Below are 26,558 nucleotides of genomic sequence, written 5' to 3'. Positions count from 1 at the left end.
AAGTTATTCGTTTAACAATGCTTTTATTTTTTCTACATCTTGCTTAACTGCATCAGGTATGATTCCCGTTTTTTCAAAAGTGACAAAATCACTTAAAAAAGCACCTTTGTATGTTTTGAAAAAAGCATCTTGATATGGTTTATTCTTCCATTTGAGATATAACTGTTTTGCTTCTTCAAAACGGTTTCCTTGCATTAGAATAGTAACTGGTAGATTTCTATGTAGATATTGATAGTTTATATTCAAGGCTAACGCTTCCTTTAAAATTTGTTCAGCTTCTTTGAATTGACTTGATAATATGGCATATACTATTGTATTATATCTTATATTCTCTATATTTTGTAAGGAATAGTTCTTTTTACCTTTCGTTTTGTAAATGACAGAAAATAACAGATATAATTCTTCATTAGATTTCAGTTTCTTAGAAATTTCAATGTAAAGAGACATTGGTGATTTTATGTAATTGAAATACTCTTTTTCTAAATCAGAAATAAGCTTATTCAGTGTTTCTCTATCTTTATTTGAAATTGTCAACTGTATAGCTATGTAATAGTATTTTATAGTTATCTTTTGACTAATTACCTCTTTAACATCTTCTCTACTATATTCATATCCTTTCTTGTAGAAATTTAATGCCTCTAATTTGTTACCTTTTGATTCTTTAATAAAACCTAAGTTTTCAAACGATGTTATTAAATCTTTTCTGATTAATGCTTTTTGAGGATGAACTTCATATAATTCTTTTGTCAATAGATTATATTGTTCAAAGAAAAATTGTGCTTCATTTAAATTTCCTTTCTCAACTTCTAAATTTCCTCGAACATTATAAACTTTAGCCAGACTCAGTTTATAATTATAGTTATTTGGATAATCAGTGTAAAGTCTTTCCTTTAAACCTTGACTTATTCGTATTGACTCGAGAGCTTTATCTATTTTATTTATATCTAGATAAGCTCTCGCCATCTTACTGTATGAATTAGAAAGCGATTTAGTATATGAAACAATGTTTGAGTTTAAAGAAAATAATTCTTCATTAATGTTTTTTGCTTTCTCGTAATAATATACTGCCCTGCTTGAATTCTTTTTTTGAAATTCAATATCTCCCAAACCATGATATGTTAGTGACAATAAATCTTTGTAGTCTTTATTTTGAGGGAAATTTTGAGAAAGTATTTTAATTATTTCATTAGATTGCTTGTAATATTCAAAAGAACTCAAGATATGTTCTTGTTCCAATTCTATACTACCCATGATATAATTTGACAAAGCCCATGCTCTTTTGTACTCAGGGTTTAATGGAAATTTTCCAACTAATTCTTTTGATAAATCATTGTACTGCTTAGTATATATATAAGCTTCTTCAAGATTATCCTGTTGAAATTTCATATCTCCCAAAATTCCATTAGCTCTAGCAAAACCATCAACATATTCCACTACATCAGAATGATTTTCATATAATTCTTTTATCATGCGAAAATACTTTTCTTGATAATTTCTTTTTTTTTTAATATCTTCATTTTCAAATAAAGCCAACTTTCTATATGAATCTGCAAAATTATATTTATAGTTAATTATTTCGGAGAAGTTGTTATGTAATTCACCTTCTAGCTTATTATATAATAAATAATGTTTTTTAGCGGGACTAATCATCCCCATACTTTCATAAATATCTCCCAACAAAACACTAGCAAGAGCTAAATTATGTTTGCTCTCTGTATTATCAGGGGATTTTTTTATTAACTTTTTTTTTATTTCAAGGTAATTGGAAGCATTTTCCAAAGCTATGTCCATCTCACCTTTCTGAAAATTTACTTTAGCTAAGTATTGATAGGATAAGGATAAATTTTTTTCGAATAAAAAACTATTGGGATACAAGTCATGTAAATCAGACATCAACTTACGATGATACATAAAATACATTTTAGCTGTTTTCAAGTTTCCTGTTTTGAATTCTAAAATACCAAGTTTAGCATAGAAGTTTGCTGAATTATTCATGTACACTAAGTTGTTAGGAACGAGTTTATTTAATTCTAAGATGAGTTCATTTCCTATTCTATAATATTTTTCAGCTTTTCCAATTTCACCTTTTATTGAAGATATATCTCCAATAGATTCATATGAAAGTGCAAGACCATTCTTTATATTATGGTTATTAGGAAAAAAGATCATTCGATAATTTTCAATGTCTATTGACTTTAAAAAAAACTCTTCAGATATCTTCAAATTCCCTTGATCTAATTCTATGTTTCCCAAGAAACGATTTATCGAAGCTATGGTTTTGATAAAAATATCTGAGTTTTTATATTGCTTGCTCAAAAAAATAAAATTGGATAGTGATGCATTGAATTTTTCTTTTGCCAAACTCAATAAACCTATTTCATAATATTGCTCTCCTAGTAAACTTAAAATAACTGCTCTAGAAGTTTGTGATAAGTTATTTGTGGATAGTATATATTTCAGAAATTTAATCGCTCTTAAATGTAATTTTTGATCAATAAAAAAATTACTTGCTCCTGATAGTATATCTAAGTTAGTTGAATCAACCTTGTATAAATCATCATACAATTTTATAGCTTTCTCTCTTTCAAAATTAGCACTATACATATCTCCCTGTGTTCTCGCTATTTTAAGATTGTCTTCAATATATTTTTCTGCTTTCTTCTTTTCTGAAATACCAACACGTATTCGATCAATAACGTTGATACTTTCTAACAAAATGATCGTACTATCAATTTTTCCTTCTTTAAATTTTTGTAATGCTTTTTTATAAATAGGATCTACATCATCAAAATTTGTACGTGCAAAGCGATCAGCCATCGTTTCAACCTTCTTCTGTTCTTGTTCATATTGCTCTGATAGTTGCACTAAAGCGTCATCTAACTCTTTTTTTGAAATTTTCGAATTCTTTAAATCATCTTTAAGTTTTTGATTTTCTCTCCTGTAACTTTTTGTCAATGCATTTATGGATGCGCCACTCCAAACAGCACGTATACTATCAATCATTCCATGTTTAGCTAAGATTATTTTTTCAGGGAATGAATCTGTACTTGAGAGTTTTAAAATTTGAAGTTGAGTTCTGTTGACTAATTCATATCCTTTTTTTGTGATTTTTTGCATGAAAATTTCATCTCCTGCCTTTAATTCATCTTTAAAAGACAAGATAAAAGTGCCATTTCCATCAGAATCTGTTGCCAATGCATTTTCATATACTATTTGAACTCCTGCAATGCCTTTTCCGCCTGAGTTTATTTCTTTGACTTCTCCTTTTTGAATAGTCTGAGCAACCAAATGAAAGCTTATGAAGAATAATATGAATGTTGGCCTTTTCATTTCAAAATTATTCCTTTAAAAATTCTTTAATTTTTTCTACATCTTGCTTTACTTCATCAGGTATGATTCCTGCTTTTTCAAACATTTCGATATCACTTAAAAAAGCATCTTTGTATGTTTTATGACCTAATTCTCCAAATGGCTTATCTTTAAGTTTGAGGTATAACTGTTTTGCTTCTCCGAAGTCATTATTTTGAAGTAATATTGCTAAAGGAAGTATTGAGTATACATATTTTCCATCATTTACTATGTTTAAAGATTCTTTTAATATAAGTTCTGCTTCTTTAAATTTTCCAGATAAAATTCCATGCCAAGCTACTTTAGTTTGAATCTTAACTACCTCATTCGGAGAGGCATTTTCATTATGCATAACTTCAGCTATAATTTTATATAGCAAGTATAAATCTCTACTACTTTTAAAAGATTTCAAAAAATTTCGTTGCATCATAGAAGATGATGAAATATCAATTATATCTTTACATTTATAGTAGTAATTTAGTGCTTCATCTTTTTTCTGTAATAATACTTGTAGTTTTATAATTGTCGAACAATCATTTGCAATCGAATTCCTAACTTCATCATTACTTTCATGATTTTTTAGAATTTCTAAATTAACTTTAATTAAGTCTTCAAAACATTTATTTGCATTTTCCATATTATCATTTAAAACTTCTGTCATACCTAACTTCAAATATGAACTAGCCAAATTTTTCTTGTACTCTAGGCTTAAAGGGAAATTTTCACATAGACCTTTCATAATAGAGTTATACTTATTATAATAATTCAAAGCAAGTTTATATTCTGTTTTTAAAACTTCTATTTTTCCTAAAAACTGATATGAAATTGCTAAGCCATTTTCATATTTTGGATTTTTGGAGAAATTTTCATGTAGTACTTTTAATAAAGTATTAAATTTCAAGAAATAATTAAATGCTTGATTTAGATCTCCAACTTTTTGAGCACAAAACCCTAAAGATTGATATGAAACGGCTAAGCCATATTTAAAATCTACATGACCAAAAAATTCTAAGTTTAATTCTGTTAATAAAGTGTTTGAGAATCTAAAGTAATTACTGGCTTCGTTAATTTTATTTTCATTTTTTTTGACTTCTCCAAGAAGCTGATATGAACAAGCTAGACTATATTTAAAATCAGGATTTTCAGGAAAATCAGCATGTAATTCACTTTCTAATTGGTTAAATTTTAAATAATTTTTAAAAGCCTTTTCTAGATTATTTTTTTTATTGTAGATAATTCCTAAAAGTTGATAAGAGATAGCCAAATGATCTTTATAACTAGGTGTATTAGGATATTTTTGATTAAGCTCGCTTGATAATATATTGTAAGTATTGTAGAATTCATGTGCTTCACTAAGATTTCCCTCTTCTATTGCTACATCTCCTAAGTATTTATTAGAATTTGCAAATTCTTCTTTATGCTTTACAATATCAGGGAACCTTTTTTTTAAGTCAAAAACTACATTTCTATATTTTAAAAAGTTTTCTTTTGCCTGACTGAAATGACCTCTTTCATATTCGACTTTACCCAAGTGAAAATAAGAAATTCCTAAATTTCGTTTATAATTATTATTATTAGAGAAGTCTATACTGAGTTTCTTTATGATTACATTATCTTTTAAATAAAAATCTGTTGCTTTTTTTAAATTCCCTAGTTTAAGTTCAATATTTCCCAATTTTATAAAAATATTTCCGAGGGTATCTTTGAAGAAAACTTTTTCAGGAAAATCTCTTATCAATTCTTCTGTTAGTCTTTGAGCAGTTAAAAACAACTCTCTTGCTTCTAAAAATTCCCCCTCTCTGTATGCTAAGTCTCCTAAAAAAATCAATGAGGATACATAAGCTCCTTTATATAATATTTTCTTGGGATATTTTTCGTAAAGTCGTTTTTCTATATCTCGGAACTGAGAAAAATATAATTTTGACTTCTCCCAATTACCTCTTTTATATTCAATCCTTCCCAAAAATTCAGATGAAGCTGCTAATTGATCTTGACACGTTTCTTCCTCAAAAAAGTTGTCACATTCAGATAAAACAAAATCACTATATATTTTAAATTGAGAAAATGCTTTATTTAAATCTCCTTGCTCTTCATAAACAGTTCCTTTAGACTGATAAATTAATCCTATAATATTTTTAATCATTCTAAGGTTTGAAAATTTTTTCATGAGATTTTCAAAAAGAATTTTCGCTTCGTCTAACGTTTTGTGAGCATATTCTAGTTTACCAACTTTCCTATACAACAAAGCTAAACTCCACTTTGATTCTGCCATTAAAAGAAAAGGTACGTTAAAATGATTTATTATATTTTTTCGTTGAAATATTGCTCTTTCATATAAATTCTGCTTCTCATAAAAAATAGCTACTGCCTCAAGAATACTAAGGTTCATTGAGTCAATTTTATAAATATCTCCATACAATTTTATTGCTTTGCTTTTATTGAAATTAACACTATATACATCTCCCAAATCTCTAGCGATTCTAAGGTTATCTTTAATATATTTTTCTGCTTTTTTCTTTTCTGATACTCCAACACTTATACGGTCAATAATATTGATACTTTCCAATAAAATAATAGTACTGTCAATTTTTCCTTCTTTAAATTTTTGTAGTGCTTTTTTATAAATAGGATCAACATCATCAAAGTTGGTTCGTGCAAAACGATCTGCCATCGTCTCAATTTGTTTTTGCTGTTGTTCGTATTCTTCGGATAGTTTTACTAAAGCTTTATCTAATTCTTTTTTTGAAATTTCAGCATTCTCCAAATCTCTTTTAAGACTTTTATTTTTTCGCCTGTAACTTTTCGTCAAGGCGTTTATGGATGCGCCACTCCAAACAGCACGTATACTATCAATCATTCCATGTTTAGCTAAGATTATTTTTTCAGGGAATGAATCTGTACTTGAGAGTTTTAAAATTTGAAGTTGAGTTCTGTTGACTAATTCATATCCTTTTTTTGTGATTTTTTGCATGAAAATTTCATCTCCTGACTTTAAGTTATCCCTAAAGGATAAGGTAAAAACACCATTACCGTCAGAATCTGTAGCGAGTGCATTTTCATATACAATTTGAACTCCTGCAATTCCTTTTCCTCCAGAGTTTATTTCTTTTACTTCTCCTTTTTGGATGGTTTGGGCATTTATAAAATTTGAAATGATGAATAGATATATACATAATCGTGTTTTCATAATTTTCTCTTTTTTAATCGTACTATTATATCTGTATCTTTTATTACTGGTTGTGTATAATCCCAAACTTCATAATTTTCTTTTGATACATACACGCGGTGTTCTGTTTTTTGTAAACTTTCAGGAATAGTTATGATAAATTCTCCATGTACATTTGTGTAATGGATCTTACTTGCAATTTTAACTAGTGCTTGTTTTATAGGTTCATTTGTATCATCATCTTTTACAATTCCCTCCATCACTTTATACTTGTCATTTCGACGTAACTCTAAAAGAATATTACTTTTTGAAGGTTGTATTACAGTATCAATAGTTTTAAAGCTATCGTTAGTGACTTTGATTCTTAAAGAATCTTCTTTAACAGTATGCGGAAGGTTTTTGAATGTAGCTTCATACTTGGCTGTTTCCGTATCTATCTTATTGCCATAGAAAAGTTGTACTTTAGATTTATGGTAAGGCAATAATGAATTTGTAGATATATTCTCTAGCTGAACAGTAAAGTTATATGGTGTTTTTGATATAAAATAATAGTAGGTAAGATATCCTAACGTAATAGTAACCAAAGTAGCAATTATATACACAACTTTAGTTAGGAAATCTTTTCGCTTGATATAGTTTAAAATCTGTGAAATGTGATCAACTTTAGCATCAACCTCATTGAGTTTTGTAATAATATTTCCTTGCCCATCTACGAGAATTTCTATTTTCTGGTTTAGTTCTAAAGTGAATTGCTCTAGTTGTAGATATATCTTTTTTTCAACATTTCTAGTTTTATGTAGTGTAAGCTTACGATGAGAAACCAAATTCAAAATAGTATCCAGTTCTTTTTTGGTGGTATTTAATTCCTGAATAAATATTTTCTGATTCTCCTGAATAGATTCTTGAATATGATTTAAAACATTGCGATTATAAGAAATCAGCGCATCTTTGTTTTCTTCCTTTTTTAAGAGTTCAGCAAAACATAATTGAAAGTTTTCTACAAATTTTTGTCTAAAGAAATTAACGAACTGAAGATCTTCATTAATAGTTGGTAATGTATTTAATTCATTAAAAAAGTCTTCAATTACTAATTCGTTTTTATCAACTTCATCTATTTGTTGAATGAGCTTGTTGCTATCAATTATGGTATTAATTTCTAAGTTTTCTATTTCATCAATGAGTTGTTTGGCAACTGTTTTGAGTACATTTCGTTGTTCTTTAGTAGTTGTATAGCTTTCATACGAATGAGAAATGTTTTGTATTGTCCAACGAAGTGCTTTGAGAGTTATTTTTTCTAAATCATGGTTGATTTTTGAGGGACTAGGATTTTTTAGTAATTCACGAATTTTTTGAATTTTTACTTTCTCTAACTTAGAGGATAATAAGCCTGCTAGAATTTCCCCGATAATATTTTGAACAAGTTCTCCTCCTTTTAAAAATGTCAAACATGTTGCGCCTGCCATAAAGGCAAATGACCCAATTTGATTTCCTATTTTTTTAAAATTTCTCATTACAACAAAAGACTGTCGTAATATGATGATTTTAGAAGCTATAAACCATACCTTCTACAAGGTAAATTACAGTAAAATTATTCCAGCTTTTTTAAGATTTCTTGAAATTCAGGTAGTGATCGTAAACTATCCATACTGTCATCCGTTTTTAACCAGTCAATATCATCATAGCCTAATTCAATGGCTTTTTGAAGCATTTCTATTGCTTTTTTGGGTTGATTTTGTAGTGCATGATACATTGCGTAGTTTCTATAAGATCTACCTTTATCTATGCCTAATTCTTCATATTCTTGGAAGGCGTTTAGTGCCTCTGGGAATTGTTTGTTTTTGACATAGGCAGTTCCGATATTATTATAATAAAAGTCTTTCTTAACCTTTGGATTTAATTGAGCCAACACTTTATAAGTATCAATAGCTAGCGTATGATATCCTAAATGGTAATAACAGAGTGCTGTAAAAATATAAAGTTCGCTATTATCAAAATAATCAACTGAAATATTATTAAAGAAAACTAGTGCCTCTTTGTACTTTTTGAGATCAAAATCCCGAACACCCATAGCATATTGAATATTAGATAAATTTTTAAATGACGTGATAAGATTAGGGTGTGTTTTTGGTAAAACTTTTTTATTTATCATTAATGCTTTTTTCTGAGCCATTAATGATTCTTCTAATCTACCCAAATCTTTCAGTATCAAAGCTAAATTATTATACCGAGTAGCAATAATAGGGTGGACTGTTTCATAAAACTGTTCATCAATAGTTAGAGCTTTTTTTTGAGTTAAAAGGGCTTCTTCTAATCTTCCTAAATCTTGATAAACCAAAGATAAATTACTATAATTAGTAGCTATTGAAGGATGTTTTTTTTTATATATCTCTTCATTTATAGATAGGGCTTTCTTTTGAGCTTTCAAAGCCTCTTCTAATCTACCTAAATCTTGATAAATAACAGCTAAATTACCATAATTTAAAGCGATAGAAGGATGGGGTTCATTATATATTTTTTTACTCAACAATAAGGCTTTCTGTTGTATAATCATAGCATCTTGGAATTTTCCAAAATCTTTATAAACACATGCTAAATTATTATATACATTGATAAAAGTGGGGTGATTTTCATTATAAAGCTGTTCATAGATTTCAAGAGCTTTTTTTTGAGCTTTCAAAGCTCTATTAAATCTTCCCAATTCTGAATACATTATTCCTAAATTACTGTAAGAGTTAGCAATATACGGATGGATTTCATCATAAACTGTCTCATATATATATATAGCTTTCCAAGCAATTGTTATTCCTTTATGAGATTGCCCTAAATTTTTATATATAATTGAAAGATTATTATAACCATTAGCAATAGATGGATGGATTTCACCATAAATCTGTTTATCTATCTCCAAAGACTTTTCTTGGGCTTTTAGAGCCTTATTAAGTTTTCCTAATTCTGAATATGTTGCTCCTAAATTACCGTAAGAGTTAGCAATATACGGATGAATTTCATCATAAACTGTCTCATATATGTATATAGCCTTCCTCATGACTATCAATGCTTTATAAAATTCTCCAACATCTATATACATCATTGCCAAATTATTATAATTTTTAGCAATAGAGGGATGAATTTCACCATAGAGTTCTTTATCGATTAATAAGGCTTTTTTTTGAAATTCAAACGCTAAATCTAATTTTCCTAAACCTTTATATATCATTGCTAAATTATTATAACGTGTAGCAATAATAGGATGAATTTCATTATAAAACTGTTTATCGATCTCTAAAGATTTTTTCTGATATATCAAAGCCTCATTTGATTTTCCTAAATCTTCATATATCATTGCCAAATTATTATAATTCCTAGCAATAGAAGGATGGATTTCATCATAAACCTGTTCGTCTATCTTTAAAGATTTTTTCTGATATATTAATGCCTCATTTAATTTCCCTAAATGTTTATATATCATAGCAAGATTATTACTTATTGATGCAAAAATATAATGATTATTGATATGAATACTTTTATATATTTTTAATGCTTTTAATAAATAATTTAGGGCTTTTGAATAATTTCCCTGCTCTCTTGATGACAATCCTAATTTATTATAAAACTTAGCCATATCTTTTTCTCTTCCATCAGGATCACTTTTCAAAATCGTAATTATCGCCTCATAATACTCACTGGCTTCATTGTATTTAAACTCTTGTTCTAAAAGCTCAGCTCCTAATTCAAGGCTTTTTACTGTTTGTTCAATTTGTTGCTCTAACAATGCAATAGTTTCATCAATTATTTTTCTTTGTTTTCGCAAACTTTTAAGACTATATGTAGCTTCTTTTCCTTGGGCTAGTAGCTTATCAATATCCAATATAGAAATCGCTTCTTTCACATTTCCATTAATATATAATTCAAATGCTCTTTTATACAATTCACTAGCATCATCTAAGTTTACACTAGCTAATTCCTTTGCAAACTCAGGTAACTTTTTTTGCAATTCTTCAATTTGCTGATTGAGTTGAATAATTGCATCATTTTTAGTATAAATTTTAGTATTCAATTCTTCTTGCAAACGTTCTATTTCTGCTTGCATCACTTCTCCGCCTTTTTCAAGAATGGCAATTCTACGATCTCTTTCTGCATATAGGTTTTTTAAACTGATATTATGATACTTAATTTGATTTTCAGCTAATTCTCCTTCTTTACACATATAGATATTCAATGCAGAAGTGCGACCAATGATTACGTCTCCCAATGCTTTTTGATTTACTATTTCGAATCCTGCTTTGAAGACTTTTAATTTTGTGGATTTTCCATTACCTTCACTGACAAATTCAAGTATAAAAGTTCCATTACTATCGGTCAATTTATCAGCGGTAAAATCTGCTGAAATACTCGCTCCAGAAACATACTGTCGAGTTCCCGTGTTATATTCACTATTTTGAATGCTTACGACTCCAGGTAAGGAGATTTGTTGAGAAGTAGCTATTAAAGAAGTGAGTAAATGAGTTAATAGAAGAAATTTTGTTTTCATAATACTAGCTTTTTGGTTCCAACACTACATCAAAGTCACCCTCAAGTTGCATTGGTACATTGTGTTTTACATATTCTTTATAACAACACTCTTTACGAAAAGAAATCGTTTGAAACTTCTTTTGATATTCTTCTGGAAGTTTGAGTAGAAAACGACCATCTTTATCTGTATTTACGCATATATTTTCAATACATACTTTCACATCTGCGATACGTTTTGAAGTATCCCGCTTATCTCTTAACGTTCCTTTTATTTGATCTATATTGGCAAGCATCACTTGAAGATGGATCGCTTTATTTGGAGTGAGAATGTATAATGAATCAGGATTGATTACTTGATACGGTTCATTATCAGTATCAGTAATATAAAAAGTAACTTTCTGATTCTTGAAACTGGCGGGTAATTCTTTAAAGTTCACTTCTCCTTTATCACCAATCTTTTCATCTCTTCTATCTGTAGGCGATTGCATGACAACTTTTCCTCTATTCTCTAAAATATGACTGTGTTTCCCTTCTTTTCCGTGTACAAACACTGTTACATTGAAATAATCTACTTTCTTTTCATCACTCAACCATAAATCACTCAAACTATAACCTGAAAACTCAGCAATGCCACCAAGAATACTAATGATGACACCTAAGCCAACTACATACTTCCATTTGAGCTTATTAAGCATTTTTGTCATATTTTTCAGGAGTCAGTCATTGAAATTTTCTTCTTGCTTCCATAATATTTCAGTACTAGGAACTTCTGTGCTTTTACGAATAATTTTTGCGTAATCTTCCACAAAACCTTGCTTTTGAAGCACGATATCCCAAATTTCATTTTGCTGAATTTCTGTTAAGCATTTTTGTTGATTTCCATAATTACTAGTCATTACGATAAACAATTGATTAGTTTTTATTTTATCACTTAGTTTACTTGTAGGATTATATTCTTCTTGGATCTGTTTTTTGATTTCTTCGAAGTTGGGTTGTCTAGTTTTACTGCACATATAAATGCTTCCTGCACTACTCTCAGGGCACTGTTCTATCATATCTGTTAAAAATATAATACGACTGTTTTTTAGAAGTTTATCATCATTATCTGGCAAATAATTAAAAGCCATTTCAAAGCTATTTATAATACAACTTTTGAATTGTGTTTCTTGCTCTGTGTTTTTAGTTTTGTAGTTATTTATAATAATTGAATCCAAAACTCTAGCAATCTCTTTTCTTTTTTTATCAATAACCTTATTTTTAAGTTTTGAGTTAGTTTCTGATTTAATTGAATCTGTTAACAGTGGATTCTGATAAATACTTAGTCCCATAGGATATACTGAGATTTTCGTATTGAAAGGAATGTTTTTAATAATTGCTTGAATTTTTTTTGACTCAGCTTCAACGCTTTCTGAGCTTAAGCTTGAACTTAAATCACAAAATATGAGAAGATTTTTCTTTGGAGTTGTTTCAATATCTTCATCACAGGAGTAAATAACAAGAAGTAAAAAAACTAATAAGTATCTAATAATTGTTTTCATATTGATTATTTTTTAATTAAATGGGTGTTCATTATTTAGTTGCGCTAGATCTCCTGAGAATAAACGGCGTATTTCTTCTGCTCTTTCCATAATACCAAGTTTTGTACTGTGCTTACGAGACGAGTACTCATGCCCATGTAAATAACAAGCAAAAAGAAAGTTTGTTAGTTCTTTGATAAATTCATCAGAAGTTGTCCAGTCAATATATGTTTTACAGTTTTCGGAATCTTGCTCTAATTGACTCAATTTCTCTTGAGTTTTATACAATCTTTTTCTTAGTTTTCTTTGTTGCCTTTTTGTCTTCCAAAGAACTGTAAAAGCCCTTAATTTCTTAAAAGCTATAGCTATACATATACCACTTATTACAGGAAATAATACGGAAAGTAACACAAATGTAGGTTTTGCGTATTCTAAATTGATAACTTCTTCTCTAGTTATACTTATGATTTCAAATCGCATCTGTCCTAATAAATAAAGTGTATATAACAAAAAGAATATTAGTAAAGAGTTCAAAATGAATCTCGAACTCCATACTGTTTTTAACTTTCGTTCATGTTTATCATCGCTTAAACCATTTAAATTTTCGTGCTTAAACATGGTTACGCTTCTCTCTATATTCGGAAGTAAGTATTTATCATAATAGATTTTTATAAAAATAGTACATGCCGTTATACCAATAGACATAAGCCACGTTTCCCAATTTTTTAAATCAAATGCTTCTTGGGTTCCGTTTAATGAAAGAGCAACATCTCCTGCTAAAAGTCCCAATCCAAAAATTAAAAATATAATAGCCTCCCAAAGTAGATAGTTTTTGGGATCCCAATATTTTGCTTTGATTAATTCCTTTAGGTAAGTATCCGTTGCCTCAATATCATTCTGGATTTGTTGTTCTTTCTGTTTAACTACCTTGATTTGATTAGTTACATTTCCAATTCTTCCCTTAAAAATGGTTTCAATATACTTACTGACTCTGGAAGCAGTGCTTTTTACTTTTTCCTTCACAGTTTGATATCTAATTTGATACGGTCCATCACTTTCTCCTAAATTCCAAAGACGATCTCCCATATTTTCAATTTCAGCAAGAATATTTTTTAAATTTTCAGGAATTTCATTGTCGCTACGAATATCCTTCATTCCTAGCGTATCCTTGAAAATCAATTTTGGATCAGGAACATTTTTATATGGATTCGTAGTATTCTTTCCTGTTTTACTACTAGATAATTTGTCACGTATTTTTTTATACCAATCCGTAAGTCTCTCAGCAATATTTTGTAGATATTTTTTCATGTCGCTTTATTTTTTAAATCCTTCGTCAGTTCCATATTTTAAATACCAGTGCCCTAAGTCGTATCCGTCTTGTAAAGCTATTTCATACTGTAAATTCTCCTTTTGATGTAATTTCAACGCCTCTGAACGTTTTTCAGTTTCTTCGATAATTTGATATTGATATTCATCTATGAACTCTAGCGCTTCAGATACTTTTCTTTTTACATCTTTTTGATAGGAATCATTTTGCTCGCTTAGACTTTCCAAATACTCTTTAATATCTTCTGATTCTTTGATTTTCTTTTTAAGTTTCTTTTCTAAAAATCCTATTTTTTGAGTTTCTACAGGAAACATAACTTTTTCATGTTTGGTAACATGAGCCATTTTATGTAAAGCATCTTCTTCTTTCGTTTTTTTAAAGCGATTGAAGAATTTCTTAATTGGTTTAAAAAATGAGCCTTTTTCTTTTTTTGATGATTTTTTTTGACTAGGTATATTTTCTAATAACACACTATATTCATGAGAACTTGATATTTGCTTATCTGGATTTAACTCCGAAGTTTTTTGTATCAGCAATTCTAATAGTTCTCTTTCTAGTGCTAGAAAACCTTTAGTAAATAAATTGTTTTCCAACTCATCCAATCGAGAGCGAAGTGGTCTTAAAATTTGATAGGATCTTAATTTGAGAGTGATGAATCTATTTTCTAAATATCGTTTCGTGTCTAACAAACCTTTAAAGCGTAGTCCATTCCCAAGAAGATACCCCGCGATTAAGCTTGCTGTTACAAACCCAATCAAAGCTCCTGCGCCATTTTCCTCCTTAAAATACATAACCAAAAAGGTTATTAGGAATACTAACAATAGTAGTAGTAATTCAAAACTTTTTCCAAGAAAAACTAACCCTTTTCTAAGAGGTTTTTGTTGGCTTTCAGGTTTTTCATCATCTTTAAATCTTGGCATTATTATATTGTTTATATAAATAAAAGCCAACCCACCTATTACCAAAGCTAATGCACTTCCAAGAGCTTGTCCTGACAAATAGACATCAAGTTTCTTTAAACTTTCCAAATCGGTACCTAATTGAATTACTAAATAAATAACACCTCCAATAAATATATACGGAAACCATTTTAACCAGACTATCAAAAATCGGGGAGGAACTGTTTCTATTTGTTCTGTGAAAGGATTGTAGTCTGTGCTTTGTGCATTTATACTTTTCTTTTTTGATCTAATAAACCATTTCACAAAAAGTCTCTTACAAACCCAACCTAAAAATGTGACAAACGTAAATAGTACTAACAGAGAAGTTAAAAAATATAGCATCCATTGCCAGTCTTTTAAGTTATTACTTATTTGAATGTTATTACCGAATGAATACAAAGATTCCAAAATGTAGAAAAGCCAGTCTTCATCATCAATTTTCTTTACTTTTGACGAAGAGAAAACAGCAAATAGCCAACCTGCCACAAACGTAGCTGAGACACCTGTCAATATAAAGAAATTAGCTATTTTAGGAGTGATTCCATTTTTAAATAAAATCAACGATTTACCATTTAGTGCTTCTAGTGTATTTTCATATTTTTTAGAAATAGTATCCCAAAAATCTGCATTTGTCTTTAAGAGGTCTTTGTCTTTATTAAACGCTTCATCATTAATCTTATCACGTTGTAAAGTTATTTCTTCTAACGTTTCAGTTAAACCCTTTAGTTCTTCACGAATTTGACGAATTCGCTCATTAACTCCGTTTTCTTTCTTCGAAGCCAATTCCTCAAGTAACTTTTTTACTTCTAAAGTCAATTCATTTATTTCCGCAACTAAATCTTCAAGTTGTTTCTTTTTTGCTTCGGTATTAATAGCTTCATGATTCTTTAGATTCGTTTTTTCTTCATTTAAAATAGCTTCTAATTCCTCAATTCTATTTTCTAGTCGTGTAATTTTTTCATCATAAATATCTTCAATTGACTTCCATAGTTCTTTACGTTTAGTATTATGAGATTCAAATAATTCTTTGAATGCTTCTTTCGGTTTTTCTGGATTATTAAAAACTGAGAAAAAGCCTGATTGTTTTAAATGCTCTTCTGGTAATTCTGTATCTTTTGTATTCTTATTCTTTTTAGATTTATTATTTCTAAAATTAGGTAGAGAGAATCGTGAAGACTTATTGTTATCATCCATAATTGGTTAGTGTTAGATTTGAATACTAAATATTCATTTCAAATATGACATTTTTACTAATTTGAAAACATACCTTCTACGAGGTAATTTAGAAGCTAATCGGAATGTTTAATTGTTCTAGAAGTTCAATAAGATACGTAGAAGTAACTGCCCAATTTGCACGAACACCTTTGTATTCATGAGCCGATCCAGCATAATGAATTCCTACTACTTTACCTGAATATAAGTCAATGACAGGAGAACCCGAATTGCCATACCAAGTACTGCAATCGTGCATGTAGAGATAAGATGCCGCGCTTGAAGGATAGATGTCACCAGGAGCTAGTCGCTTTACATTTGAAATACCTTTAAAAATGAAGTCGTATAATTTAATCTCTCCACCCAAATTGTAAGCAGGATATCCAACAACGTACACATTATCATCAGGAGACATTTTTTCAAAAGATATTTTAAGCCCTCTTGGTAAAGATTTCCCTTTACTATTTTCTCTTTGAACACGAAGCAAAGCAATATCTGGCTCATTATTTTTTGCTATGTAGATAACTTCTTTGATGTTAAATTCATGCTCTTCATGAATCCCATACTCTTCTTTGAAATCAATATTAACTCTTAGTGGATTCCCACGATAGTCATCATTGATTTTAAGTTTCCCTCTTACTTCAGAAGTGAAAATATCTGCTACGTGTTTATTGGTTACAATGATGTCAGTTCCTGCAACTAACCATCCTGTTCCAGCCCAAGGATAATTAGGATGTCCCTTTATTTCTAAACGACCAACACCAGGTATAGTACTAGATATTTTATCACTGTTATCATCAATTCGTTGCTTCCATTTAGTAGTAATTGAGTCATCAACTCGGTCATTTCTAATCAAAAAAGCAGGTCTATTGATTGTCATGATGATGCTTTCTTCAGCTTTTTTATATTTATCTATACTAGATGCTTCAGTATTATCTATTTGTTCTGCCATTTCAGTACCATCACCTAAGCTAATTCTTCTACCGTAATCAATAAGAAATTTTTTAACACTTTCAAAAAATGCTTCCTTGTTATTGAAGTCAATATGAGTGCAAATTTCGCGTAATATTTCAAGATCATCGATATTGTCTCGTAAACTTAAAAAAACCTCAAAAGGGGTATATCTTAAATTTTCACTTTCCAAAAGTTCTTCTAGAGTATTCATAACGTATCATTTATATTTATTTCAACACAATTACGTTATGATTTTCGGCAACTACAATACCTTACAGAAGGTATATTTCATTCTGATTCATATTTTCTGTTTAATGCATACGTTAACAATGCATTCCTACCTTTTAATCCTAGCTTTTCAATCATGTTTTTTCTATGAGAACCTACAGTGTAAACACCAATAGACAACTTTTCTGCAATGTCTTTATTACTGTATTCTTGACCTATGAGTTCTAAAATTTCATATTGACGCTTGGTTAGAATTCCTTTTTCTGTTTTTGCTTTATCTAATGAAGAATCTATTTTCTCTAGATTTATATTTGGATCGTAATACACTAATCCACTATGTATTTTTCTAACTGCTTCTAATAAAGTTTTGAGTTTTGCATTTTTTAACAAATATCCTTTAGCACCTGCTTCCAAAACTTTTTTTACAGTATGTTTTTGACCTACCATGGTAAAAGCTATTACTTTTATATGTGGATATTTTTGTTGAATTATCTTAGTCGCTTCAATTCCATCCATTTTAGGCATTCGAATATCAGTAATAACCATATTCACATGTTTCTTTTCTAAAACCTGTAGAAGTTCAATGCCATCATTAACTTTAGCTATAATTGAAATATCTTCCTCAAATTCAAAAAACATTTCAATACCATCAATGATACAGTTGTGGTCTTCTGCTATTACTAAATTTATCATACTGGAATATCGATTATAATTGTGGTTCCTTTATTAATTTTTGAGTCAATGGTAAGTTTTCCGTTAAGTTCATTTACTTTTTTCTCTATACCATAGAGTCCCATTCCTTTTTTCTCTTTAGTTATAGTTATTTCAAACCCTTCTCCGTCATCCTCAACGATAATATTTAATAAGTTATTTCTATGCATAATTTCTATGGATACTTCTTTAGCATTCGCATGCTTGATTATGTTTGTTATTAACTCAATAACCATCCTTCTTAGGTCATCTTCTAGGGTAGTATTGATAAAATCTTCAAGTCCATAAGTATTTATTTCGATGTTTAAATCATTACTTTCAGTTACATTGAAAGCAAAATTTCGTACGGCATCAATCCAATACTCAGAAGGATCTGAAGCTGCATTTTCTATTCGAGCCATGTTTCTGATTTTTTGATATGCCTCTTCTAGTAATTCACGAGCCTTTGACATTAAATTATTTTCTTCCTGAAGAAAACGATCTTTACTCATTTTAAGGTTTTCAAAGCATTGCTTTATAGCTACTATGAGACTTCCGAGATTATCATGTAATTCTCCAGCAATTCGTTGTCGCTGTTTATCCTTTTCTTCGTTACGCGCATTAATTTCAGCAATTAATTTTTTCTTTCGATAGTACATTAATACAATCGCAACTACGATCAGTAGAGAAAGAAAGCCAATTAGACCTAGATACGCCAGATTTTGATTGTGTAATCTTTCCTTATCTAATATCAAATTTTGTTGTTCTAATTCAGATGTCCCTAAAAATGCTAAGATTTTATTTTGAGATTCTATATTAATACTATCTTTATACTTTACCATCTTTTTGTGATAGCTGTAAGCGGAATCAATCCGACCAACACTTTCATAATTAAGCGCTAGATATTCATATAGTTTTCTTTTCCTATTGAAAACATTCTCTGTTATAGATAATGAATCAGCTCTCAATAATTGTAAAATAGCTTTCTCATAATCTCCCTGTAATGTATAAGTATAAGCTAATGTCTTCAATGATGACTCTATTTTATTTGAAGAATTCAAAAGCTTTGCATAATGAATCATACTATCAGAAAATTTAATTGCATTTTCATAATCAGTTGTATAGCTCTGATTAATTACTGCACTATAATTATATAGTCGATAATATGCTTCATTTGTATTAATTTTTTTAGCAAACTTTTTTGCTTCATCTAGATGAAAACTTGCTTGCTCATTTTTTAATTCAGAATAATTCAGTAAACTTAATCCTAAGTGAGCTGTTAATAGTTGCTCAGTTAAATTATTTTCTCTAGCATTTTCGTAAAAAGTCTTTAAATATGAGTTTCCATCATATTCAAGAAAGTCTTGGGAAACTAAAGTATAATGTAAATCATGATTGATTTTATTTTCCATAACTACATTACCTATATTTCTAAATAGTTTTTGCGCTTTTAACTTACAAGAAAATGATTTCTCCTCTTGATTATTGTATCGATAACAATCTCCCAGAACATATAAATACCAAGCTTTATAATTTTCGGATAATTTCAAAGTATCTACTTTTTCTAATGCTTTCAAAGCTTCTTTAATATTTCGCTCTTTTAGAAAAAACTTACTTTTATAAAAAAAGTATTTACTAGAATCTGAACTTATCAGTGATTCAATAGAATTACTGAATAACTTATAATTTCTATTTTTTAATAAATGATCAAATTCTTTCTCTTGTGCTTTTGAAGATTTAAAAATTATTAAACAAAAAAAGACTAGCAAATACTTTATTTTCTTATTCATTTTAATCATATTAAATGGGGTCAATAACTCCTCCTCCAACAGTTCTTGGCTCTTCGTTGGGTTTTATATCTACATAAGGACCATTTATAAACTCTTGAAGGATATTGATATCTAGGTTATACTTATCTTGTTTGTCATCATAAGTAACATAATTTTGAACGAAAAACTTATAAATACTAGCATGCCAATCTTCGAAATCTTCATCATGTACTGTAATGACTAGTATTTTACGGGCTGAAAACTGAAAGTCAATAAAAGTTTTATTAAATTCCAATTTACTTTTATCCCAACGCATATTTTCAAACCTAAGTTTTCTTCTATGCGTAGGATGACCATGAGCATATACACTGAGCATACATGGTATCCTTTCTGTTGAAATATCAAAGCATTCTTCATGCTTTAAAATATACGAATTTTCCTCATTATCTAATAATGCAATACTTGGAATTTCAGTAGATAACTCTATTTCATTTTTTTCGATTGAATAATGACCTGCACATAGAAAAGTTTGTACGTGTTCAGGGTTTCTTGGTAATTCTGTTTCCATAATTTTGATTTAGTTGAAGTTTATAAATCAAAACTATCGTATTTAAATACATGAAAAAATACCTTTGAGAAGGTAAATCTACTAATTTTAAGATATCATTTTTTTAATTGAATATCTTCTAAAACCGAATTAATCAACTCCAAATCCTCCTCCAAAAAGTTCGAAGTTCTTCTCTCCGACTCCACTTCAAGAGAATTATCATATAAATTATGGTAATTCTCTTTTTTGTTTCCATTCAAATCCCTTGATATACTTACGATTGCAGCGAAAATTGAATTGATTTTTGCATTTTTAGTATCTTCTATTTTTATAATAATACGAACCACCCGTTATACATTTAAGAAAAAGTTTTGCAACTACTAAAAGGCAGTAAATTGTAGTTACCAAACAACAATTTAAGATGCACACTTTCAAATAAATTACGATAAAGCACTAGAAATTTTAAAAAGTTTACATACCAAAATGGACTATTTACGACAAATACGTAAACCCAAACTCCATGATTTAGAACTTGTCGCTATTGATTTGACTTCTGAATATATGAGTATCAATAGTGAATGTCAGCTTTTTAGAATAGTATCCAAAGCCTTATCTAACAAAATAGAACGAAATTTTTATAATACGAAAACGACGAAAATTATTTCCCCTCAGAGAATCGCTCCGTAAGAAGCTAGTTTTTAGACCAAATACTTCTCAAAATGGCTTCATTATTGGTAGCATGCCGCTAGAAATTTGTAAATTACCTAGAAGTTCAAGGAGTAAAATACGCAGAGAACAACAGTATAGTTTACCCGAAAAAGACTATTGTGCGAATCAATCAAGTCATTATTATGGATATAAGCTTCATGTAGCTTGCTCTTTTCAAGGAGTTATAGAAAGTCTAGATATTAGTTCAGCTTGTGTTTACGACATCAATTACTTAAAAGATGTACAGCACTAATAAAACTTATTGAAAATCAAAATATTAGACTTTAAACACTTATGCATAGAAATGTACTTACAAAGAGTACTCTTATGTTTTTAGAAAATCCATAAAGCGTATTGAAATACTGTTTTCTCAACTAATGATTCAAAGAAATTACGCCAAATCTTTTGATGGATTTAAAAATCGGATTTTATCTAAAATCACAGCTATGACAATCATTCAATACATCAACAAATTTGAATTCTGTAGAAATATAAATAACCTAAAAACAACTATTATCTAATTGCATAACGGGTCAACAGATTTATTTTCAAAAGGAACATTAACAACATTAAAATTAGCATTATTTAAAATGCACAATGGGTACCGTAATCTTTTTCATATTAAAAAAAAAACTTATCTTTGTGTCAAAGAATGACTTTTTGCATTCTGAAATTTTCAAAAATATATCCCCCGTTTTTATTTAACACATAGGAAGACAACCCGTAATTAAAGGTGTTGGCAAAGCTGTGTTTTAAAATTTAATTTAATCATTGATTAAAATTTAGGCTACTGATATGTTTTGTATACTTTATCTCGATAAGAAGAAAAATATCTTCAATTTATTTTTAGAATCTTCTACAAACATCTCCTTTTCTGTACTAAAATTAACTAAAGAGTATACTTGCTCTTTTATAATATTTGGAAAGAAATTTATAAATAAAATTAACCTTTTAGTTACTAAAGATATTTTCCTTCAAAAAATATTTACAAACATGTACGCTAACTGACGAATTATTTATGATTTCATGACTCAAAACCCTTATAGCCAAATCTTAAAACACAACCATTGATAGTCATCTTTTTCACAAAACTACAAGAAAAATTACCTCCATTACCAGAGGAAGAATATTTGAAATTACTTTCTCCTGAGCTATGTAAAAAAAACGAAACCTATAAGTTTTGGGAAGATGGGCATTGGCTTTTTGACAGTAATAATGATATCCTAAACGCGATACAATACAATAATTACAAAAGACCAATGTTAGATGGCGAACTAGATTTTAATATTTCGTACTCAAAAAATCACATTGTTTCCGCAATAGCGAAAAATATTAAAGTAGGAATTGATGTAGAAAATTATACTCCGATAGATTTTAACGATTTTAAGAAAATCATGAATGCAGACCACTGGAAAATAATTCACGATTCTGAGCAACCAATACAAACATTCTTTGATTTCTGGACTATAAAAGAAAGTATTAGTGAAGCTGATGACAGAAGAATATATGCAAATGAAATCTTAGAAAATAAAGCACGTATTGATGATAACACATGGCAATTAAAACTATTGCATCTTTTTGAAAATGCAAGCTTATGTGTTGCTCCTGATAAGGAAAGCTCCATAAAACTACTTGAAGTCAATTTTTACAATAATGAAACGCTAAAAAAAAGTTCAGTTAAAACATAAACAGCTTTATCGAAAAGCATTCAAAAATTAACCCCAAATTTAAACTAATAAAGAAATTAATGTCGTTAGAAAAAACATACTACCTAAAACCAAATGTTGTCATTGAGCCTCTATTCGAAAAATGGTATGCTTGGCCACATTTAATTTCTCCTGCAACTGCAGCTATGAATGTCACCAATAGACATTTGAAAATCATGGATTCGTATATAAAATCTCCTCAAATTCATGCTGCTGCCGTGAAAAACCCTAAAATGCTCGGTGGTCCTTTTATGGATTTCCCTGAAAATAGAGTTACTGATGTTAAAACTTTAAAGGAAACTACATGCCGTAATCAGGAAGATTTACTCAATTTTAAGCAAGCAATTAATGAGTTAGGCGATTTATTAAAAAATCATAATAATGGGCATTCTTTAGAAGATGTTTATGAACAAATTCCCGAAGCATTAAAAGGGTATGTTGAGCTTTTATACGATTTAAATCATAACATTTCGTATCGCTTTTTTGAGCCGTTATTGTATAAAAGCAAGTACTACAAAGAAAACTCGCAAAGCATTGCAATTTGGTTAACAGAAAATGACGAACGTCCTTTTGTATTAAGCACACCAAGATTAAAACAGAAAGATGTTTTAGAACTACAAATTCCTTTTAAAAGCCCTCTCATAGATCAATTGGCTAAAATGAAACGCACACCAAATGATCCTCAAAAAATCTTAGAGCTATTAGAACTTTCAGAAGAGGAAGAAGCTCTTTTTATGAATCTTTTCACAGCAGAAGTACCTGTAAAGTATGAAAAATATGAAGGCGACAAAATACGAATGCGCTATTTTGGACATGCCTGTATTTATATAGAAACAAAAGACATCAATATTCTAGTAGATCCTATAATTAGTTATTACGGTTATGAAAGTGATGTTTCAAGATTTTCAGACATTGACCTTCCAGATGAAATCGATTATATTTTAATTACACATAACCATCAAGATCATATTCTTTTCGAAACATTATTGCCACTTCGACACAAAGTAAAAAACATCATTGTTCCCAAAAGTAATATTGGAAAAATGCAAGATCCAAATCTGAAATTAATGCTAAATGCTATAGGATTTGATAACGTTATAGAATTGGGTGAAATGGAAACATTGCCATTTGACGCATGCAATATTACAGGATTGCCTTTTTTAGGAGAACATTGCGATTTAGACATTCAATCCAAGTTATGCTTTCATGTAAACTTAGGTGAATTCTCAGTTTTATTCATGGCTGATTCTTGCAATATAGAACCCAATGTATATAAACGAGTTACTGATGTTGTTGGAGATATTGATGTACTATTCTTGGGAATGGAATGTCAAGGTGCTCCACTAAGCTGGTTATACGGTCCTTTATTAGATACTCCTATAGAAAGATCGCATGACAATTCCAGAAGACTTTCTGGATCTAATTTTAATAGAGGAATGGGATTAGTAAACATTTTTAATCCTAAGGAAGTCTATGTATATGCTATGGGATTAGAACCTTGGTTAGAATTTATAAGTAGTATTAAATACACAAAAGAATCGATTCCAATTGTAGAATCTGATAAACTACTTGAAACCTGTAAACAAAGAGGCATAATTGCTGAAAGACTCTTTGGTGAAAAAGAACTTTTATACTAAGAAAAGACCTAATTATGATCAACTTGTTTTGTTTTCCTTACGCTGGTGGCTCATCTTATGTATTTGCTTCATGGAAAAAACACTTAAACGAAAATATCAATCTAAAATTAACGGAACTCGCTGGAAGAGGTACGCGAATTGGAGAACCATTGTATCCATCAATTGATGAAATTATTGACGATCTCTACCATAAGATTAAAGGTGATTTAGGAGAGCGTTTTGCATTTTTCGGACACAGTATGGGCGCCTTAATTGCATACGAATTGGCCGCAAAATTAATCAAAGAAAATGAACGCGTTCCTGAGCATCTTTTTTTATCAGGAAGAGGTTTCCCGAAAATTAAAGAAGATAATTTTGTACATGAACTCCCAGAAGAAGAATTTAAAAATACATTACTGAATTTAGAAGGAACTCCAAAAGAAATCTTTCAAAATGAAGAATTATCTAAACTTTTTTTACCTATCATCAGAAGCGATTATAAATTGGTGGAACGCTACATTCCTAAGGAAAATATGTCGCAAAGTATCCCTACAGAAGTTAGTATTCTAAATGGTATTAATGACGCTTTCACTAATGATGATTTACAAAAGTGGGAAATTATAACTAATAAAAAGTTTGTCATTAAACAGTTTGATGGCGGTCATTTTTTCATCAACGAAAAGAAAGAAGAAGTACTCAATTATATCAGTCAAACATTAGAAACCCATACAATTTAACACAGGTTTAAAAAATGGAATCAAAAATAATAGGCAAAGTAAATTTTGAAGAACACTTATTGGACAAAGAGCTCAAATTGATAGATACTTTTGAGTTTAATGATTCTTACAGTGAATATGCATCCGGAATTTGGAAAACGTGTATGCTTTGGAATCGTTCAGGATTAAAAGATGATCACCTGTCAATAGAGCATAATGCACATGTAAAGCCTACGCAATACGGAAAGCAATTATCATATATCAATGAACTTCTAGAAAGCACATTTAAAAAACAATACATAAAAACGGTTCGCCTTTTTATGTGTATCAATGGATTGATTATTCCACATAAAGACTATTTAGAATTTAAAAAAGGATTCACACGAATTCACATTCCATTAAAAATTAATGAACACGCACTTACTTCTGAAGAAGACATCGTGTACAATATGCAAAAAGGGGAAATTTGGTTTATAGAAGGAAGAAAAATTCACAGTGCAGCAAACTTTTCAAAAGCAAAGCGCATCAATTTAGTTATTGACTTTGCACCAGATATTCCATTTGAAGAATTATTTCTGAATTCGGAAAATTACCAACCAAATTTAACACCAAAAATTAACCAACGAGAACAGTTAAAGGACGAAGAGCTAGGCTACATCAAAGGACTCTCAAAAATCATTAATGAAATGAACTTTGACGATATTTTATCCATACTCTCCAAAATACATTTTTACAGAAATGTTTCAAGTGAACTTGTCTTTGGCTGGTTAGATGAAATAGCAACCTCTTCCAATAACTACAAAATTCAACAAAAAGCACAAGAAGTTACCGATTTATTAATAAGAAAAGGACCAATAAATAATTAAAACCAACTAGAAATTATGGAAAACGTTCAGAGTGAATACAATAAACTCCTAAAGGCGGAAAAAATAGTGAAAGCAAACTCTTTAGTAGGCGATCATCCTGTATTTAATACTGATGCCTTTGCATGGGCAAAAGAATTGGAAAACAATACCGCAGTCATTACCGAAGAATATAAAAACTTCATTAAAGAATTAGCGGTAGAAAAATTACCTACACTAAGAGATTTATCGGAAGATAAAACAGAAGGACATGACGACTGGAGAATTATTGGGTTAATGGCATATGGCGAAACCAACAAAAAAACCATAGATAGAATGCCGAAAACATTTGAGATTATTTCTAAAATTCCAGATGTAATTACCTGCTTCTTCTCTATCCTTTCACCAGGAAAACACATTAAACCACATAGAGGTCCATATGGTGGTGTTATTAAATGTCACTTACCAATCATTCTTCCTCAAAATGGTGATGATTATTGGTTAAAAGTGGATGGCGATAAACACCAATGGAAAATGGACGAAGCCCTAATATTTGATGACAGTTATATTCATGAAGTACATAACAATACTGATGAAACAAGAGTTGTATTGTTGGTTGAATTTCTAAGACCGCTTCCTGAAGAAATTGACCAATTAAACAAAGCTGTTGTCAAAGAAATTAGAGAATCTAGTCAAGTAAAAATTCCTAAAAAACTATATGAAGCTTGGGAAGAAAAAGAACTTAAATAGTCAACTTGA

At 29.5% G+C, this 26,558-nt stretch carries 17 protein-coding genes and 1 pseudogene; 6 read left to right on the top strand and 12 right to left on the bottom strand.

Annotated elements, in window-relative coordinates:
* Window positions 1–3: 3 nt before the first annotated feature.
* The 12 genes from ACQ654_RS20160 to ACQ654_RS20105 form a co-directional block, all read right to left on the bottom strand.
* Window positions 4–3,195, bottom strand: coding sequence for a hypothetical protein (locus ACQ654_RS20160; protein ID WP_430412144.1), 3,192 nt, complete (start codon window positions 3,193–3,195; stop codon window positions 4–6).
* A gap of 142 nt (window positions 3,196–3,337) precedes the next feature.
* The gene (locus ACQ654_RS20155) at window positions 3,338–6,535 is read right to left on the bottom strand and encodes a tetratricopeptide repeat protein (protein WP_430412143.1); all 3,198 of its coding nucleotides are present in this window, start codon (window positions 6,533–6,535) and stop codon (window positions 3,338–3,340) included.
* Window positions 6,532–8,025 carry a hypothetical protein gene (locus ACQ654_RS20150; protein ID WP_430412142.1) on the bottom strand — a complete coding sequence of 498 codons (1,494 nt, stop codon included), beginning with the start codon at window positions 8,023–8,025 and terminating at the stop codon, window positions 6,532–6,534. Before ACQ654_RS20150 ends, ACQ654_RS20155 begins: the two co-directional genes overlap by 4 nt.
* A gap of 77 nt (window positions 8,026–8,102) precedes the next feature.
* On the bottom strand, window positions 8,103–11,045 hold the full coding sequence (locus tag ACQ654_RS20145) for a tetratricopeptide repeat protein (protein WP_430412141.1): 2,943 nt from the start codon (window positions 11,043–11,045) through the stop codon (window positions 8,103–8,105).
* Between the two features lie 4 nt (window positions 11,046–11,049).
* Window positions 11,050–11,721, bottom strand: coding sequence for a hypothetical protein (locus ACQ654_RS20140; protein WP_430412140.1), 672 nt, complete (start codon window positions 11,719–11,721; stop codon window positions 11,050–11,052).
* Between the two features lie 21 nt (window positions 11,722–11,742).
* Window positions 11,743–12,564, bottom strand: coding sequence for a hypothetical protein (locus tag ACQ654_RS20135; protein WP_430412139.1), 822 nt, complete (start codon window positions 12,562–12,564; stop codon window positions 11,743–11,745).
* Window positions 12,565–12,576: 12 nt separating this feature from the next.
* Entirely contained in the window at window positions 12,577–13,851 is a 1,275-nt protein-coding gene (locus ACQ654_RS20130; RefSeq protein ID WP_430412138.1) for a hypothetical protein, read from the bottom strand.
* A 6-nt stretch (window positions 13,852–13,857) separates the two neighbouring features.
* Window positions 13,858–16,005, bottom strand: coding sequence for a hypothetical protein (locus ACQ654_RS20125; RefSeq protein ID WP_430412137.1), 2,148 nt, complete (start codon window positions 16,003–16,005; stop codon window positions 13,858–13,860).
* An 88-nt stretch (window positions 16,006–16,093) separates the two neighbouring features.
* Complete coding sequence (locus tag ACQ654_RS20120) at window positions 16,094–16,975, bottom strand: trypsin-like serine peptidase (protein WP_430412136.1); 882 nt, start codon at window positions 16,973–16,975, stop codon at window positions 16,094–16,096.
* Window positions 16,976–17,265: 290 nt separating this feature from the next.
* Window positions 17,266–17,898 (bottom strand): response regulator, encoded by a 633-nt coding sequence (locus tag ACQ654_RS20115; protein WP_430412135.1) that lies wholly within the window; start codon window positions 17,896–17,898, stop codon window positions 17,266–17,268.
* Window positions 17,895–19,685: a tetratricopeptide repeat-containing sensor histidine kinase gene (locus tag ACQ654_RS20110; protein ID WP_430412134.1), complete on the bottom strand. Its 1,791-nt coding sequence runs from the start codon at window positions 19,683–19,685 to the stop codon at window positions 17,895–17,897. The genes ACQ654_RS20115 and ACQ654_RS20110 overlap by 4 nt, the downstream gene beginning before the upstream one ends.
* Window positions 19,686–19,695: 10 nt before the next feature.
* Entirely contained in the window at window positions 19,696–20,232 is a 537-nt protein-coding gene (locus ACQ654_RS20105; protein ID WP_430412133.1) for a hypothetical protein, read from the bottom strand.
* Window positions 20,233–20,646: 414 nt separating this feature from the next.
* Between ACQ654_RS20105 and ACQ654_RS20100 the strand changes: the two are divergent.
* The 6 genes and pseudogenes from ACQ654_RS20100 to ACQ654_RS20075 all read left to right on the top strand — a co-directional run bounded on the left by ACQ654_RS20100 (window position 20,647) and on the right by ACQ654_RS20075 (window position 26,549).
* Window positions 20,647–21,440: pseudogene (locus tag ACQ654_RS20100) on the top strand (transposase).
* Between the two features lie 546 nt (window positions 21,441–21,986).
* Window positions 21,987–22,607, top strand: coding sequence for a 4'-phosphopantetheinyl transferase family protein (locus ACQ654_RS20095; protein ID WP_430412132.1), 621 nt, complete (start codon window positions 21,987–21,989; stop codon window positions 22,605–22,607).
* Window positions 22,608–22,666: 59 nt separating this feature from the next.
* A complete protein-coding gene (locus ACQ654_RS20090; RefSeq protein WP_430412131.1) occupies window positions 22,667–24,262 on the top strand; it encodes an MBL fold metallo-hydrolase in 1,596 nt (531 codons plus the stop codon).
* 14 nt (window positions 24,263–24,276) lie between these two features.
* Window positions 24,277–24,978, top strand: a complete 702-nt coding sequence (locus ACQ654_RS20085; protein ID WP_430412130.1) for a thioesterase II family protein — start codon at window positions 24,277–24,279, stop codon at window positions 24,976–24,978.
* Window positions 24,979–24,992: 14 nt separating this feature from the next.
* A complete protein-coding gene (locus ACQ654_RS20080) occupies window positions 24,993–25,823 on the top strand; it encodes an aspartyl/asparaginyl beta-hydroxylase domain-containing protein (RefSeq protein ID WP_430412129.1) in 831 nt (276 codons plus the stop codon).
* A gap of 15 nt (window positions 25,824–25,838) precedes the next feature.
* Window positions 25,839–26,549, top strand: a complete 711-nt coding sequence (locus ACQ654_RS20075) for an aspartyl/asparaginyl beta-hydroxylase domain-containing protein (RefSeq protein ID WP_430412128.1) — start codon at window positions 25,839–25,841, stop codon at window positions 26,547–26,549.
* Window positions 26,550–26,558: the final 9 nt, after the last annotated feature.

Source organism: Kordia sp., assembly GCF_965283645.1.
Lineage (GTDB): Bacteria > Bacteroidota > Bacteroidia > Flavobacteriales > Flavobacteriaceae > Kordia.
This window is presented reverse-complemented; position numbering and strand designations above follow the sequence as displayed.

Coding starts and splice junctions, on each gene's coding strand:
- ACQ654_RS20130 (WP_430412138.1), bottom strand. CDS start 13,851: ATGAAAAAATATCTACAAAATATTGCTGAGAGACTTACGGATTGGTAT.
- ACQ654_RS20085 (WP_430412130.1), top strand. CDS start 24,277: ATGATCAACTTGTTTTGTTTTCCTTACGCTGGTGGCTCATCTTATGTA.
- ACQ654_RS20145 (WP_430412141.1), bottom strand. CDS start 11,045: ATGAAAACAAAATTTCTTCTATTAACTCATTTACTCACTTCTTTAATA.
- ACQ654_RS20105 (WP_430412133.1), bottom strand. CDS start 20,232: ATGGAAACAGAATTACCAAGAAACCCTGAACACGTACAAACTTTTCTA.
- ACQ654_RS20110 (WP_430412134.1), bottom strand. CDS start 19,685: ATGAATAAGAAAATAAAGTATTTGCTAGTCTTTTTTTGTTTAATAATT.
- ACQ654_RS20135 (WP_430412139.1), bottom strand. CDS start 12,564: ATGAAAACAATTATTAGATACTTATTAGTTTTTTTACTTCTTGTTATT.
- ACQ654_RS20090 (WP_430412131.1), top strand. CDS start 22,667: ATGTCGTTAGAAAAAACATACTACCTAAAACCAAATGTTGTCATTGAG.
- ACQ654_RS20150 (WP_430412142.1), bottom strand. CDS start 8,025: ATGAGAAATTTTAAAAAAATAGGAAATCAAATTGGGTCATTTGCCTTT.
- ACQ654_RS20155 (WP_430412143.1), bottom strand. CDS start 6,535: ATGAAAACACGATTATGTATATATCTATTCATCATTTCAAATTTTATA.
- ACQ654_RS20115 (WP_430412135.1), bottom strand. CDS start 17,898: ATGATAAATTTAGTAATAGCAGAAGACCACAACTGTATCATTGATGGT.
- ACQ654_RS20075 (WP_430412128.1), top strand. CDS start 25,839: ATGGAAAACGTTCAGAGTGAATACAATAAACTCCTAAAGGCGGAAAAA.
- ACQ654_RS20080 (WP_430412129.1), top strand. CDS start 24,993: ATGGAATCAAAAATAATAGGCAAAGTAAATTTTGAAGAACACTTATTG.
- ACQ654_RS20125 (WP_430412137.1), bottom strand. CDS start 16,005: ATGGATGATAACAATAAGTCTTCACGATTCTCTCTACCTAATTTTAGA.
- ACQ654_RS20120 (WP_430412136.1), bottom strand. CDS start 16,975: ATGGCAGAACAAATAGATAATACTGAAGCATCTAGTATAGATAAATAT.
- ACQ654_RS20140 (WP_430412140.1), bottom strand. CDS start 11,721: ATGCTTAATAAGCTCAAATGGAAGTATGTAGTTGGCTTAGGTGTCATC.